Genomic DNA, 15,549 nt, shown 5'->3' with positions numbered 1-15,549 from the left:
CGCTACTCCTCCCTCTCCCCGCGCATGGGGATGGTGATGTCGCCCGTGGTGTCGGCATCGGCGGGCATGGGGGCCTCGGCCGCGGCGGGCACCGGTTTGGGAAGGGCCGTTGCGGCCGGCCCGGCGGAGGGCGCGGACGCAGGACCGCCCCCCTCCCGGGCCTCTTCCTCGTACGCGGCATCCGCGACAAGGGAGCGAGGCTCCTCCGCCTCGAGGAACTCGATGTCAACCTCGCCCAGACGCTCGCCGCACATGGCAGTAAGGCCCGCCACGAGCGCCTCGTGCAAAATCGGGGCCTCATGCTGGACGTCCACGGACTGGTGGGGCGTCACCTTCACGTTCACGCGAACCGGGCCATGAGAGCCGGCAAGGACGTCTACGCTCTTGGCGAGGCCAAGGCCGCCCTCCTCCACGATGCGCGAGGCCTGGGAGGCCACGGCGCTCTTGGTGACCGTGATCTGGCCTCCGTCGATGACCATGACGGAGATGGCGTCGTGGCGGCGGCTGAAGAGCGACCGCAGGAGGTTCCACGCGAGCCAGGCGCCCGTCATGGCAAGGCACACCTCAACGGCAACGTAGTAGGCCTCGTACTCGCCAAGCGTGGCAAAGGCGTCACCGTAGAGGCCAAACCACGGTAGCGCCAGCGCCAGCAGGCAAGCGATGCCCGCCAACGAGAACACGAACAGCACGAAGCGCCTGAAGCCGCCCATGAATCCTCCCCCGCCGGAGCCCTCCGGCCATTCCGCCCCCAAGGGGCACATAACGAAAACGCGCCCCGGCCTCCCGACCAGGGCGCGCACTGCACACTAGGATACCCCGAAGAGCTCCCGCCGTTCATTCGTGCTCCTCTTCTCAGGAAGACCAAAGCGGCTTTCTGGCATGCCATATTGACATGAAAGAGAGGCAAAGCGCGCCTATGCACGTGAGCGACGATCGAACGTCAAGGCGAGGTGCCAGAAACGACCGGCTACTCGTCCTCCTCCAGGGCGGCGAGAACCTCATCCGTCATGTCCATCGTGTGATAGACGTTCTGGACGTCCTCAAGCTCCTCGAGGCGGTCGACGAGGCGCTGGACCTTCTTGGCGTCGACGGGAGAGACCTCGGTCGGGGTGGTGGGAACCATGGTGAGCTCGGAGCCCTTGACCTCGATGCCCTGGTCCTCGAGGCCCTTCACGACCTGCGGCATGTTGTCGTACTTGGTCCAGACGATCCACTCGTCGCCGGCGTCCTCGTAGTCGTCTCCGCCAGCCTCGGCGACAGCCATCATGAACTCGTCCTCGTCGACGGCGTTCTCCTTGTCGGGGACCTTCTTCTCGTCGGACTTGATGACCTTGTCAACGGCCAGGGAGCCCTTGCGCTCGAACTGGAACGCAACGGAGCCGGAGGTGCCGAGGGAGCCGCCGGAGTGGGAGAACGCAGAGCGAACGTCGGCCGCGGTACGGTTCTTGTTGTCCGTCAGGCAGTCAACGTAGACGGCGACGCCAGCGGGGCCGTAGCCCTCGTAGGCAACCTCGGAGTAGATCGCGGCGTCGGCGCCGGCGCCAAAGGCCTTGTCGATGGCGGCCTTGATGCGGTCCTTGGGCATGGAGGACATGCGAGCCTTGGCCACGGCGGCAGCCAGGGAGGCGTTGTTCTCCGGGAGCGGGTCGCCGCCGAGCTTGGCCGCAACGGTGATGTTGCGGGAGAGCTTCGAGAACAGCGCCGAGCGCTTGGCGTCCTGCGCGCCCTTACGATGCTTGGTGGTTGCCCACTTGGAGTGTCCGGACATGCGCGTCTCCTTCTTGCCGCAGCGCTCGGCGTCTCAGCCGCGCGCAAACTACTTACGAGCGATTCTGCGCGAGCATACGCCCGAGGGCGGGCACGCGCAACCTTTCGAATGATAGCACCACTAGGCCTCGACGTGCCCCACCTGCTGCCGCTTCGTACGCCTTGCCCACGCAAGCACGGCAATGCCGGCCACCACGAGCGGCAGGCTCAGCAGCTGGCCCATCGTCACGGGCCCAAAGAGGTAGCCAAGCTGGGCGTCGGGCACGCGCACGAACTCGATGAGGAAGCGGAACACGCCGTAGAGCACGAGGAACGTGCCCATGAAGGTGCCCTGCGAACGCGCCGGACGCCTGCGCGACATCGCGAATAGCACGCAGAAAATCACGACGCCCTCGAGCAGCGCCTCGTAGAGCTGGCTGGGATGCCGGGCCACGTCGCCGCCCGTCTCGAACACCACGCCCCAGGGCAGGTCCGTGGGCTTGCCCCAAAGCTCACCGTTCACGAAGTTGGCACAGCGACCAAAGAACAGGCCGATGGGCGCCCCGATGACGCCGAGGTCGCACATCGTGGGGATGGAGATGCGGCAGGCACGGCACACGAGCGCCCCTCCCACCACCGCGCCAAACAGGCCGCCGTGGAAGCTCATGCCGCCCTCGGAGAGCGCAAAGACCTCGAGCGGGTGCGCCAGGTAGTAGCCGTCGCCGTAGAAGACGCAGTAGAACAGGCGCGCGCCAATGATGACGCCCCACGCGATGCCGATGATGACGTTCGAGACCTCATAGCCCGTGAGGCCCAGCTCCCAATGGGAGGCCACGCGCGTGACGACCACGCCCGCGAGCACGAAGCCGGCGAGGTAGGCAAGGGCGTACCAGCGGATGGCGATGGGGCCGAGGGAGATGGCCACCGGGTCCAGGCTTTGGTAGAGCTCGTTGAGCATGTGGGCTTGGTCCTTCCTGATACGAGCGGGCGCCCGCGCGAAGGCAGGCGCCCGAGGAGTGAGACGAGTGGCGCATGAGACGGGCGACGCGCGACTGGTAAGTCTCTGGCAGGCGAGGCACATCTCCCGACGGAGGCAACCCCGCGACGAGACCCGGCTAGCGCGTGAGCGTGTACGCGGCGGCGGCACCGCGCTGGCCCTGGTAGTGGCTGCCGAGCCCCGTGGATCCGTAGGGGCGCTCGGCCGGGCTCGTCATGCGCTCGAAGCTCATCTGCCCGATGCGCATGCCTGGGTGCAGAACGATGGGCAGCGTGGCCACGTTCGAGAGCTCGAGCGTAATCTCGCCGTCCCAGCCCGGGTCCACGTAGCCGGCGGTGGAGTGGATCATGAGGCCCAGGCGGCCGAGCGTGGACTTGCCCTCGAGCTTGCCGAGGATGTCGTCTGGCACGGCGATGCGCTCGAGCGTGGTGCCAAGCACGAACTGGCCCGGGTGCAGGACAAACTGGCCGCCCTCGGGTACCACGACCTCCTCGGTAAGCTCGGGCTGGTCCGTCGTGGGGTCGATGTAGGTGTGGGTGGAGTTGCGGAAGATGCGGAAGCTCGAGCCCAGGCGCACGTCGACCGACGCGGGCTGCACGTCCGCAAGGTCGAGCGGCTCGATAGCAATGCGGCCGGCGGCGAGCTCTGCCTTGATGTCCCTGTCCGAGAGCACCATGGCTACACCACCGCCTGCACGCGCGTGACGCCCGGCACGTTCTCGATGAGCACGCGCTCGATGCCCTGCGAGACGGTCATGTCCGACAGCGAGCAGCCCGAGCACGCGCCCTGGAGCTCGATGGAGACGACGCCATTCTCGTCCACGCCGATGAGCTCGAGGTCTCCGCCGTCTGCCTGCAGGCTCGGGCGGACCGCGTCGAGCACCGCGGCGAGCAGGTCCTTGTCAACCGACATTGCCGGCACCTCCCCTTCGTATGCCGAGGCGCGCGCCCGCGAGCCTATGCCGCGGTGCGTGCGCCTCGATTTCTGCGGCCCTTGGCCGCCTTGCTTCCCGCGGGGCCCCGCCCCTGCGCGAGGGCATCGCGTCGTTCCCGCGCGTGCGGCGGGCTTGCGCGGTCGCACGCGCACGCGCGAGGGCCCCTGCGAACAATAGCCTAGTACATCACCGGGCGCACGGCCGTGACGCCGGGCACGTGCTCGCGGATGATCGTGTCGATGCCCTCGGTGATGTCGCTCGCGGCGAACATGCAGCCGGCGCAGGCTCCCACCATCTCGACGGTGACGACGCCGTCCTCGTCGCAGCCGACGAGCTCGAGGTCGCCGCCGTCTGCCTGGAAGCTCGGGCGGATGGCGTCGATGACGTCCTCGAGCAGCTGCTGGTCAACCTTGGGGCGGGCGCCCTCGGCGGGCTTGTCGGCGGCCTGCGCCGGAGCCTGGGAGTCCTGCGCCCGCGCGGTGTCCTGGGGGTTCTCGTTGTTGGTCTCGGTCTCTGCCATGTCTATCCTCTCCCCCGGCACGCCGGGCGAACAGTCACGTGCGCGGGGTCTGCGCCCCGCGTCTCCTTGCCGTGCGGCCCCTTGCCGCACAACTTCCTTTGCTATACCCAAGTCTCCGAATATGCCAGCACCCGGCCCACATATCAAGTCATACGAAATCGGGGGCAGGCCCCTTTGCAAGTTCTCTGAAAAGGCTGTCAGGAAACCTGCAAAGGGCCTGCCCCCAATAACTAGCCGATGCCAGTGAAGAGGTGACCGCTCGTTGCGTGGCGGTCACGCGGTGCGGGCTTCCTGCCGGCGGAGACTGCCGCGAGGGCGCGCACGAGTCGCGTCACCGCAAAGGCGGCCTCGGAGCCGTCCAGCAGCGTGGCGTCCACGGCCATGCGCGAGACGCCCGCGCGCGCAAGCTCTCCCACCTGCGGCGTCAGGTCCAGGGGGAAGGCGTCGTAGATGCGCGAGCGGCCGTGCAGGTCCGTGCGCACCGGGAGGAGCTTGCCGTCGCGGTCACGCAGGGAGAGTCGGCGGGGGCGCAGGCGGCAGCGCGCGCAGTCGTGGATGCACGCGCCGGCGGTCTGCAGCACGCAGTGCTCGCTCGTCATCACGCGCGGCCTGCCGGAGACCACGAGGCCCACGGGCACCGTGGCGGCAGGGGCAAGCGAGGAGATCTCCTCGAGCGTGAGCTCGGGCGAGAGCCACACGGCCGCGGCGCCGGCGCGCTCCAGGGCCGCAAGGCAGCTCATGTTGTGCACTGGGATGCAGCCGCGAACCTCGGGGGCCGCGCCGCGCTCCGCGGCAAGCGCCAGCTCGGACACGTTGCCCACGGCCACCGGGGCGCCCGGGAGCACCCAGGCATCGAGGCGGGCGTGGTCCGGCTCGCGGCAGACCTCGTCCAGGATGGGCGTAACCCCCTCGGGCCAGCTCGCCGCAGGCACGCCGGAGCCATCGGCGGAGAGATCGTCGGCCCAGGCATAGACGCGCGAGGCGCCCGCCTCAAGCGCCGCGATCGCGACCTCGGGCGACGCCGCGATGACGCACACCTCCACGCACGAGGGGTCGGCGGCGGCAGCCGGGGCAGAAGCGGAGCCGCTCGCGGCCACCCGCGCGCCCGCAGCCCTCGCGCCGGCAGCAGTCCGCGCGCCCGCAGCCGAGAGCTCGCTCGGCTGCGGAGCAAGCGAGGTCGCACGCTCGGCATACGGCGCCAGAATCGCGCGCTCGAGCGCCTCGCAGGCAGCGGCGCGCACCTTGTGCACGGCCGAGAACCCCATGCCGCAGCCCTCGTCGAGCTCAACGTCGAACGAGACGGGCTCGAAGGCCGAGCCGCCCATGCGGCCCACGTGCGCCACAAGATCCTCGCGGGTCACGGCCTTCGTGCGAGCCGGCTCCACCACGAAGCCCTCCGCCGCAGCATGCGGCAGGCCCCCGCCCGACAGCTCGGGGCCGCCCACGCAGGCGAGCTCCACGCAGAACGGTTGGCCCACGCGTGCCACCACGCGCACGCACACCGGCCGGCGGCGCGGCACCTCGCGGGCAAGCGCGGCGTCGGACCCGTCGTGGGCTGCCCTGCTGCGGATGAGCCGCGCCGGGCACCCCACCGGCATCGGGCGCGCCACGCGACACTCCACCGTGCCTCCGGCGGGTACGTCCTCAGGCACGGTGGCCGTGAGGAAGGCGTCGGGGTTGTCGACGGGACGGAGCTCCAGGAGGTCGCCGGCCCCCACCGGCTCGCTCACGCGCACCCGCACCGTGCACCGAGCGCTCCTGCGCCCCTGACGCGGATCGCGGTGCAGGTTGCCGCGGCCGTCGCGTCGCTGTACCTGGGCCCCCTCGCTCGAGATGACCTCGCCCACGAGCTGCCCGCGGTTGTTGGATCGCTCGTAGCTCATCATCTCGTCGCCCGAGGTGCCGCGCAGGTAGGCATCGGTGAAGTCGCGGTTGAAAGCGCGCTTGAGCCGGCGGGCCACGGCCGGCTCCACCGGCGTGGCGCCCAACTCGGACAGGCCCGCGGGCACCGGGCCCGAGCCCTGCGCCGCCAGCACGTCGTCGATCTGCTCGCGATAGGCGCCCACGACGCTCCACACGTAGTCGGGCGCCTTCATGCGGCCCTCAACCTTGAGCGAGCCCACGCCGGCGTCCATGAGGGCGCCCACGTCCTGGGCGGTGCAGGCGTCCTTGGGGCAGAGCGGCCGGGTGCGCCCCTCGGCCTCGATGGCGCGGCCAGACTCGTCCACCAGGTCATACGGCAGGCGGCAGGGCTGCGCGCAAAGCCCGCGGTTGGCGCTTCGGCCGCCCGCCATACTCGACATGAGGCACGCGCCGGAGTAGCAGAAGCACAGGGCGCCGTGGCCAAAGACCTCCAACTCAACGCCCTCCTCGGCAATGCGGCGAATCTCTTTCAGCGACAGCTCGCGCGAGAGCGTCACGCGATGCGCCCCCTGGGCACGGGCCCAGGCGGTGCCGCGCGCGTCGTGCACGTTCGCCTGCGTGGAGACGTGCAGCTCAAGCTCGGGCCAGGTGCGGCGAATCTCGGCGAACAGACCCCAGTCCTGCACGATGAAGGCGTCGGCCCCGCGCAGGGCGGCCGAGCGCACAAGCGCGAGCGCACGGCCCATCTCGCCCTGCTGCACCACCACGTTGATGGTCACGTAGACGCGGGTGCCAGCGAGGTGCGCGGCGCGGCAGGCGGCCTCGAAGTCGTCGTAGGTGAAGTTGTGCGCGCTGCGGCGTGCGTTGAAGTCGTTGCCCACGCCGCAGTAGATGGCGTCGGCCCCCGCCGCGAGCGCGGCACGGAACGGCTCGGGGCCGCCCGCCGGGGCAAGAAGCTCGATGGCCACAGGCCCACCTTTCACATGGCAGCGCGGGCACCGATAGCTCGGCACCCGCGCACGGTCGCGATCCTGTCTCCCAGCTGGAGCCGCTTGCCTAGGCCAGCTTGGCGAAGTGACGCTTGCCAACCTGCAGGACGTTGCCCTTGGCCAGGAGCGCCGGGTCAACGTTGTAGCTCTTGGGAGGCAGCGCCTCGCCGTTCACCTTCACGCCGCCGCCGTCGATGTCGCGCCTGGCCTGGCCGGCGGAGCTGGAGAGGCCGGCCGCCTGCAGCACGCGCGGCAGGTAGACGAGGCCCTCGTCGTTGAGCTCGACCTCCACGGCCACCTCGGGCACGTCCTCGGGAATCTCGCGGTTCTTGTGGACGTGGAGGAACTCCTCCTGGGCGGCGTCGCCGGCACCGGCGCCGTGGTAGAGGTCGCAGATGTTGCGGGCGAGCGCCTGCTTGAGCTTGTAGGGATCGGCCTCGCCGCTCGCGAGCTGCTCGTCGATGGCGTCGACCTCCTCCACCGAGAGCGTGGACGCCAGGCGGTAGTACTTGCCGATCATGGTGTCGGGGATGCTCATGACCTTGCCGTACATGTCTGCCGGCGCGTCCGTGAGGCCAACGTAGTTGCCGTAGCTCTTGGACATCTTGCGGACGCCATCGGTGCCCTCGAGCAACGGCATCGTGAGTGCCACCTGCGGCTCCATGCCCATCTTGTCCATGAGGTCGCGGCCGGCGAGCAGGTTGAAGAGCTGGTCGGTGCCGCCCATCTCCACGTCCGCCCCGATCTCCACGGAGTCGTAGGCCTGCATCACCGGATAGAGGAACTCGTGCAGGGCGATGGGCGTCTGGGACTGGTAGCGCTTGGTGAAGTCGTCGCGCTCCAGGATGCGCGCCACGGTGAACTTGCTGCAGAGCTCCAGCAGGCCCTTGAGGTCGAGCGAGAGGATCCAGTCGCCGTTGTGGACGATGGTGGTCTTCTCGGGATCGAGGATCTTCATGGCCTGGCTGACGTAGGTCTGGGCGTTGGCCTCGACCTGTTCCTGAGAGAGCTGCGGGCGCGTGGAGTTCTTGCCGGACGGGTCGCCGATGAGTGCGGTGCCGTTGCCGATGATGAGCGTGACCTTGTGGCCGAGGTCCTGGAACTGGCGCATCTTGCGCAGCGGCACGGCGTGGCCGAGGTGCAGGTCTGGGCTCGTGGGGTCCACGCCCAGCTTGATGTTGAGCGGCGTGCCCTTCTCGAGCTTCTTGCGAAGCTCCGCCTCCGGCACGATCTGGGCGACGCCCGAGGCGATGACCTTCATCTGCTCGTCAACTGATAGCACGGTTCCTCCTGGGATGCGGGTAGCACCCTCGCCCACCTTCGCGGGCGGTGCTTGGTTGTCTGTTCGGCCGCCACTTGGGGCGGCAAAGCCGGGCGAGATGGGCCTGGCAACCTATTGAGTTTAGCGGATGGGGCACCTCGGCGCCCCGGATCGGCCCGAAAGAGGAGCGACGCGCACAAAAGTGCGCAGGCGAAGGCCCGGGCGGCAAGCGGGGGCGCCCTCGGGCGGCCCAAGCGCCCCGAGGCCCTGCGGCGCCCCAGGTCGGCCCGAAAGAGGAGCGACGCGTACAAAAGTACGCGAGCGACGAATGAGGGTCGAGATGGGGCGCCGCAGGGCCTCGGGTTAGTCGAGGGTCTCGGCGATGATGTACCTGGGTCGATGCTTGCTCTCGAGGTAGATGCGCCCAACGTACTCGCCCACGATGCCGAGCGAGGTCACCGTGACGCCGCCCACGAACCACACCGAGATCATGAGGCTCGTCCAGCCGGCAACGACGCGCCCGGCCACGAGGCTTGCGAGCGCGTAGAGCACCATCACCAGCGCCACGAGCAAAAAGACGAGGCCCGCCAGCAGCACAAGACGCACCGGCCGCACGGAGAACGACGTGATGCCCTCGAGCGCAAAGGAGAGCATCTTGCCGAGGGGGTACTTGGACTCCCCCGCCGCGCGCGGGGCGCGCACGTACTCAACCTTGGCCGAGGTAAAGCCTAGCGCCGGCACGATGCCGCGCAGAAAGAGGTTTGCCTCGCCGTAGCGCGAGAGGGCCTCGAGCGATCGCCTACCCATGAGGCGGTAGTCTGCCGAATCCGACACCATCTCAACGCCGAGCCAGCGCATGAGCCCGTAGAAGGCCTCCGCCGTGTCGCGCTTGAAGGCGGAGTCAGACGCGCGGCTCGAGCGCACGCCGTAGACCACCTCAGCCCCTTGCGCGTGGGCGCGGAGCATCTCGTCGATGGCGTTCGGGTCGTCCTGGAGGTCTGCGTCGAGCGACACGGCGCAGTCGCACCCGCGCTCGAGCGCGTGCATGAGGCCGGCGAACAGGGCGTTTTGGTGCCCCTCGTTGTGAGCGAAGCTGATGGCGCAGAACATGCCGACGGCGTTGGGGAGACCCAGCGAAGCGGGGTCGTCGTGCAGGGCGCGGGCAAGACGCCAGGTCTCGTCCTTGCTCCCGTCGTTCACGAGCAGGATACGCGAGGCCGAGGCCACCATGCCGCGGGCCCTCAGCGACGCGAGCTTCTCCGCGAGCACGCCCGCCGTGGTGGGCAGCACCTCCTGCTCGTTGTAGCAGGGCACCACGACCCACAGCACGGGTGGCTTCCCCGTGCCCTCGGCACCAGCCATGTCCTCACGCAGCTCGTCCATCCTGCCCACCTCGCTCGAAGACCAACGAGACACCATCATAGCCGGCCAAGCGGCTCCCCTACGGGCGACGGCTCGCCACCAAGCGAGCGACACGAGCCTTGAGCCAAGCCAAGGCGGCGTCGAGCCCCGCCGCGGAGAGGGGCAGAAGGACGCACGCGAAGGGCAGCAGGTAGACGGACTTAGCCTCCCACAGCAGGTAGCAGCCAAAGCCCACGAAGAACGTGGCCGCCAGAAGCAGCGCCACCTCCTCGCCCAAACCCGCGCAACCGTGGTCAATCCCCCACCTGCGCCGCACCTGCGCCAGGGCACCGAGGGCCGCCGCAAGGGTCAGCGTCTGGTAGCCGTCGAGCAGGAAGGTGAGCACGGTGCACGCGAGGCCCACCGGGGTCGAGAGGTCGGCGGGGTTGCAGACGCGCTCGCCCGCACCGTCCAGGCACTCGGCCAGGTAGTAGAGGGCCTGGTAGGTTGGGTCGGCCCACTCGCTCGCAAGCTTTACCGAGAAGAACCGGGCCGCGTAGGACGGGTCGCCCGCAAACTCCACCACGTGGGCGGCTATGAGCTGCTGGGCGGCGAGGTCCTGCACGTAGGCGTCCTGGCCCGAGGCGTCCCAGAGGGCGTTGGCGTGGTTGGACCAGCCGCCGGGCGCGAATGTGGGCTCGCCGCCGTCCACGCTCACGTAGAACTCGCCCTGGCCCATGCGCAGGCCAAGCTCGAGGTGGTTGAGGGTGGTGAGCGCGTCGCCAAACTCATAGCCGCCGGATGCCTCGCGCAGCGCCTGGAACGGCAGACCCGAGAGCGAGCGCGCCGCCAGCACCACGGCGAGGCAGGCAGCGAGGCCGCGCGGGTCGCGGGCGCGCACGGCAAGCACCACCCACGCCAGCACGGCGGCGAGCGCAAAGAGGACGAACGTGGCCTTGGTGCAGAGCGCAAGCGCGAGCGGCACGAGCGAGGCTGCGCACCACGCGAGCGAGCGCAGCGACGGATGGGCGGCACGGCCACGCTCCCCCGCCGCACGCATCGCGCGGGCCTGCATGGCCAGGAAGGCGGCCGCAAACCCAAAGCCCATCGCATTGCAGTACAGGAAGGTCGAGAGCCAGTACATCGGCAGGCAGAGCGCCACGAGCACCCACAGGACGCGGCGCGCCCCCGCCGAGGGCGCAAGCGTGTGCCCAAGGTCCAGCAGCGACGCCGCGGCAAGGGAGGTCACCACAGACGAGATGACCTGGAACACGAGGTACGAGTACGCGCCGCACGCCTGGCGCAGACCCCAGAGCAGCCAGAAGTAGGTGGCCTGGAAGGGATAGCACGCAAAGTAGAGACGCGCGTCGTAGAACAGCGTGCGATAGGGGCCCTCGAACAGCGACCTCACGCTGCCAGCAGCCACCGCCCGGTCCGCCATGCCGCCCACCATCCAGGAGTCACCCCAGTTGGCGTCGCGCGTCTGGAGCGCAAGGACCACAACCAGCTGCGCCACGAGCGCCGCCAAGACGAGGGCCGCGCTCGCGCGCCTGCCCTCGAGCGCGGCGCCAAAGCGCCACGCGAGCCAGCAGACCGCCAGCACCACCACGCCGCCCGCCGCGCCGGCGCCCAGCACGGCCCAGCTCTCCGGCGAGGCAAGCGTGAAGACGGACATGCTCTGCGTGAGGTTGCCCTCCTTGGCGTCCGTCATGAGCCACACCGTGGAGACGGTGGCCACCAGCGTGGCGGCGCCCAGGCAGATGAGCGCGAGCGCAAGGCCGAGCCTCGCGAGGAAGTCACCAACCCGGCGCCACCTGTCGCGCCGTGCCGGAGTGGCGGCCACGGCGCTCTTGCGCGGGAGGGAGAGCGCGAGCCTTCCCTCGCGCATCACCCTCACGCCCCACCGCCCGCGGTGCCGGTGGACGCAGTCGTGGCGGCGTGATAGCCAATGATGGAGTCCTTGCCGTACCACTGGCACAGGCGGTAGTTTATGTAGTTGTCCATGTTGTCGCGAATGTCGCCCATGAGCAGCACGTGGGGAACGTTGGTGTAGAAGGGCACCTTGAGGCTCGACTCGCTCGAGCCCTCGATAGTGGTGAGGCGGTCCCACACCTGCGCGTCATAGGCCGCGGCCTGGCCAGAGGCCAGCGAGCGGGCAGCGGAGACGCTGGAGAGCTTCTCGCCCAGGTCGTCGTCGGCGGCCATGGACCCAACCACGCACACGGCCACGAGGGCCACGACGCCTGTGGCCCACGCCACGTTGCGGGCGGAGAGCACCTCGGCGCGGAGCGTCCCCATGCCGGCCGCGCGGCGGCGGGCCGCCACCCATCCGCAGAACCAGAAGACGTTCACGAGCAGCAGCAGCACGAACAGGTCGAACCTGCAGTTCTGCACGCGACCCGGCCCCGGCGTGCCCTGGGCCCAGAACGTGGGCGTGAAGCTCGTGGCGAACAGCGCCACCGAGCCCACGGCCACGACACCGGGCAACGAGAAACGCCAGCCACGGGCGGCGGCGCGCTCGCCCACGCGAATGGCGAGGGGCACGCACAGCGCCGCCAGCAACAGCACCAGGCCTCCGCCCCACTCCTGCAGGTACTGGAAGGCGCTGAGCGTGGAGCCCGCGATGGTGCCCCACACGCCGGCGGAGTCGTCTGGGAACTGCGTCTCTTGGCGCACCGAGTTGCCAGGGGCCGCCAGCGAGAGCGCGAGGCCCACCGCCATGAGGGAGAATGCCGGCAGCACGTCCGTGGCGCAGCGACGCCGGCATGCGATGAGGCACACGAGCAGGGCCACCATGACCTCCACGGTCACGAGGCCCGTCACGAAGTTGCCGCCGGCCACAAAGGCGGCGAGCACGGCGGACGCCACCACCGAGCCCGCGGGTCGCTCGCCGCGGCGCGGGTCGCAGATACGCATGAGGAAGCCCATGAGGGCGAGGGCGGCGGCATGGTAGGCGGTGTAGTAGACGGCGCTGTTGAACCAGAAGATGCCCTCCACGGGACTCGGCTGCAGCAGGAGTTGCACACAGAGCATGGCGCAGGTAGCCCCGAGCCACGCGCCGCGCTCGGCGCCCAGGAGCTCCACGAGCGCCACGTGCGTGAAGAAGAGCGTGCCCACCACGAGCGTGGCCAGCACGAGCGGAGCGGCAATCACGTAGACCTGCTCACCAAAGACACCGGGCTGGACGGCCATGAGGAAGATGGCGGAGTAGGTGCCCTGCCACTCGAACCAGGCCTTGCCCACCTGCTCGAGCGCCGTCACCAGCGCGAGGCCCACGTTGCCCGTCTCCTCCAGCGTGAGGTGGGCCCAGACGCCGTAGTGCCAGTCGTCGGCATAGGAGTGGTTGTAGGCGCTCATGAGCAGAAGCGGCACGAGGGTGGCAACCAGCAGGGCCACGCCCAGCCAGCCCACCGCCCGGATGCCGAGCGGCTCCGCCGGCCGGGGTCTGCGCCCCGCGACCGCACCTCCACGCACGGCCGCGGCCGCCCTCGTCCCAAAACCCGTCTTGCCCATGTGCGCGCCCTCCCAGAAAGTCGAATGCCACCAGTCTACGGCACCGAGCCAAAAGCGAGGTGAAGAGCACCTCCCAAAGGGCGCCCCAAGGGGGCCATCCACCAGATGCCCCAAGCGTTGTGGACGGGGCGTTGACGCAGCGGCGCGCTCTCGCGCAGCCATCCCTTTTGAAGGATAATGGGCAGCAACTGTGACCTTATTGGAGGATGCATGGGTATTCGCAACCGTCGCGCTCGCGCACACTCGAAGACGCACATCGTCGGGTTCACCGCCGTTGGCGTGCTGGGCTTTCTGACGATGCTCGCCATCGCGCTCACGGTGTCACTGGGCGCGCTCATCGAGTCGTGGCTGCAGGACCTTCCGGACTACACCTCGGCCGACGCCTACCTGGTGGCCGAGCCGAGCGAGGTCTACGACGCGCAGGGCAACACCATCGCCACGTTCTACTTGGAGAACCGCCAGTCCGTCACGCAGGACCATGTGTCCGACTACGTGCTCAAGGGCACCGTGGACGTTGAGGACGAGCGCTTCTACCAGCACAACGGCATCGACCCGGCAGGCATCGTGCGCGCCGTGTTCTCGCAGCTCGCCGGCCGCTCCGAGGGCGCCTCCACCATCACCCAGCAGCTCGTGCGCAACACCGTCCTGTCCGACGAGCAGTTCGACAAGACCCTCAAGCGCAAGGTGCGCGAGGCCTACATCGCCGTCGAGATGGAGAAGATGTACTCCAAGGACCAGATCCTGATGATGTACCTCAACACCATCTACTACGGCCACGGCGCCTACGGCATCCAGGCCGCAAGCAAGACCTACTTCGACAAGAACGCGAGCGACCTCACGCTGGCCGAGGCCGCCACGCTCATCGGCCTGCCCAACTCGCCCTCCTACTACGACCCCACCGTGAACCCCGGCGCCTGCCTCCAGCGCCGCAACAAGGTCTTGGACAACATGCTGCGCCTGGGCCACATCTCCCAGGAGGACCACGACGCCGCCCAGGCCCAGCCCATCGAGCTCAACCTTGGTGACACCAACCTGGACCAGGAGGGCACCTACCCCTACTGGACCAACTACGTGAAGGGCGTGCTGGAGGGCGACTTCAGCACCGACACCATCGTCCAGAGCGGCCTCAAGATCTACACCACGATTGACCCCACCTACCAGGAGGCCGCCCAGGCCGCCGTGGAGAAGTTCCTCTCCAACAGCGGCAACGACGAGCTGGAGCAGGCACTCGTGGCCATCGACCCCTCGACCGGCTACATCAAGGCGATGGTGGGCGGACGCGACTACTACGGCAGCTCCTCCACCGCCCAGGTGAACGCCGCCACGGCCGAGCGCCAGACGGGCTCGAGCTTCAAGGTCTTCACGCTCGCCGCGGCGCTCCAGGCGGGCATGAACCCCAACATCGTCCTCAACTGCAACTCGCCCATCACCATCGGCGGCACGAGGTTCCAGAACTACGGCAACGACCAGTACGGCTATCTGAGCCTCACCGATGCCACGGCCATCTCCTCCAATACTGGCTACCTGCAGGTGGCGGAGGCCATCGGCATCGACAACGTGGTCTCCACGGCCAAGAAGATGGGCGTCACGGGCAACCTCGACCCCTACCTCTCCACCGTGCTGGGCTCCATGAGCACCTCGCCACTGGACATGGCGGCCAGCTACGCCACGTTCGCCAGCGGCGGCCTCAAGCGTGACGCCGTGGCCATCACCAAGATCGAGGACCGCAACGGCAACGTGGTCTACGAGCACCAGGACAACCCGCAGCAGGCGTTGGACGCAGGCGTGGCCAAGGCTGCCACCGAGGCGCTCGAGACTGTCATCTCCGGCAGCAAGGGCACCGCCAAGACGATGCGCAACACGCTCAAGATCGACCAGCCCATCGCCGGCAAGACGGGCACCACCGAGTACCTGGACAACCTCTGGTTCTGCGGCTATACCCCACAGGTCTCCATCGCGGTGTGGACGGGCTACAAGGAGGGCTCCAAGGCCGTGCGCATCAACAGCGGCTCGGGCCACCCCTACAACACCTCCTGCCTCACGGCCGCCTACTTCCTGAACAGCGTCCTTGACGGCGTGGAGCGAGCGGACTGGCCCATGGCAGACGCGACCGACCCCAGCTACAAGCAGAACAGCACCTGGGACTTCTCCAACACCAGCAAGGGCTACAACAACGGCACCGCCTCCACGACGAGCGCGACCACGAGCGACTCCGAGGGCAATGGGTCTACCAACAACGCCACCACCGGAAACACCGTGACCAACTCCAACTCCGCCGAGGACGCCGGCGCCGGCGGTACCACGGGCGGCGCCGCAAGCACGCCGAGCGGGGGCGGCTCCGGCGGCGGAAACGGCGGCGGCTCGAGCGGCGGCACCGGCGGCGGC

Annotated in this window: 12 protein-coding genes; 1 reads left to right on the top strand and 11 read right to left on the bottom strand. The window is 69.0% G+C overall.

Annotation, left to right across the window (positions count from 1 at the left end; all coding sequences use genetic code 11):
* Positions 1 to 2 precede the first annotated feature (2 nt).
* The 11 genes from EFAMC2_RS09335 to EFAMC2_RS09285 form a co-directional block, all read right to left on the bottom strand.
* Positions 3 to 710, bottom strand: coding sequence for a hypothetical protein (locus tag EFAMC2_RS09335; protein ID WP_154028883.1), 708 nt, complete (start codon positions 708 to 710; stop codon positions 3 to 5).
* Between the two features lie 257 nt (positions 711 to 967).
* Positions 968 to 1,768 carry a YebC/PmpR family DNA-binding transcriptional regulator gene (locus EFAMC2_RS09330; protein WP_154028881.1) on the bottom strand — a complete coding sequence of 267 codons (801 nt, stop codon included), beginning with the start codon at positions 1,766 to 1,768 and terminating at the stop codon, positions 968 to 970.
* A gap of 120 nt (positions 1,769 to 1,888) precedes the next feature.
* On the bottom strand, positions 1,889 to 2,704 hold the full coding sequence (gene lgt / locus EFAMC2_RS09325; RefSeq protein WP_154028879.1) for a prolipoprotein diacylglyceryl transferase: 816 nt from the start codon (positions 2,702 to 2,704) through the stop codon (positions 1,889 to 1,891).
* A 157-nt stretch (positions 2,705 to 2,861) separates the two neighbouring features.
* Entirely contained in the window at positions 2,862 to 3,419 is a 558-nt protein-coding gene (gene dcd / locus EFAMC2_RS09320; RefSeq protein WP_154028877.1) for a dCTP deaminase, read from the bottom strand.
* A gap of 2 nt (positions 3,420 to 3,421) precedes the next feature.
* A complete protein-coding gene (locus tag EFAMC2_RS09315) occupies positions 3,422 to 3,655 on the bottom strand; it encodes a NifU family protein (RefSeq protein WP_154028875.1) in 234 nt (77 codons plus the stop codon).
* A 200-nt stretch (positions 3,656 to 3,855) separates the two neighbouring features.
* The gene (locus EFAMC2_RS09310) at positions 3,856 to 4,197 is read right to left on the bottom strand and encodes a NifU family protein (protein WP_154028872.1); all 342 of its coding nucleotides are present in this window, start codon (positions 4,195 to 4,197) and stop codon (positions 3,856 to 3,858) included.
* A 230-nt stretch (positions 4,198 to 4,427) separates the two neighbouring features.
* Complete coding sequence (locus EFAMC2_RS09305) at positions 4,428 to 7,028, bottom strand: peptidase U32 family protein (protein ID WP_154028870.1); 2,601 nt, start codon at positions 7,026 to 7,028, stop codon at positions 4,428 to 4,430.
* 88 nt (positions 7,029 to 7,116) lie between these two features.
* Positions 7,117 to 8,331: a tyrosine--tRNA ligase gene (tyrS, locus tag EFAMC2_RS09300; protein ID WP_187325267.1), complete on the bottom strand. Its 1,215-nt coding sequence runs from the start codon at positions 8,329 to 8,331 to the stop codon at positions 7,117 to 7,119.
* Positions 8,332 to 8,673: 342 nt separating this feature from the next.
* Positions 8,674 to 9,693: a glycosyltransferase family 2 protein gene (locus tag EFAMC2_RS09295; protein WP_261980237.1), complete on the bottom strand. Its 1,020-nt coding sequence runs from the start codon at positions 9,691 to 9,693 to the stop codon at positions 8,674 to 8,676.
* A gap of 58 nt (positions 9,694 to 9,751) precedes the next feature.
* Complete coding sequence (locus tag EFAMC2_RS09290) at positions 9,752 to 11,539, bottom strand: hypothetical protein (RefSeq protein ID WP_154028868.1); 1,788 nt, start codon at positions 11,537 to 11,539, stop codon at positions 9,752 to 9,754.
* A gap of 5 nt (positions 11,540 to 11,544) precedes the next feature.
* Positions 11,545 to 13,164 carry a DUF6056 family protein gene (locus EFAMC2_RS09285; RefSeq protein WP_154028866.1) on the bottom strand — a complete coding sequence of 540 codons (1,620 nt, stop codon included), beginning with the start codon at positions 13,162 to 13,164 and terminating at the stop codon, positions 11,545 to 11,547.
* Between the two features lie 210 nt (positions 13,165 to 13,374).
* Between EFAMC2_RS09285 and EFAMC2_RS09280 the strand changes: the two genes are divergently transcribed.
* Positions 13,375 to 15,549 (top strand): transglycosylase domain-containing protein (locus EFAMC2_RS09280; protein WP_154028864.1); only part of this gene is annotated, 2,175 nt, incomplete at its 3' end.

Origin of the sequence: Olsenella uli (genome assembly GCF_901212655.1) — a bacterium.
In the GTDB taxonomy this organism is placed as follows: Bacteria; Actinomycetota; Coriobacteriia; order Coriobacteriales; family Atopobiaceae; genus Parolsenella; species Parolsenella uli_A.
This window is presented reverse-complemented; position numbering and strand designations above follow the sequence as displayed.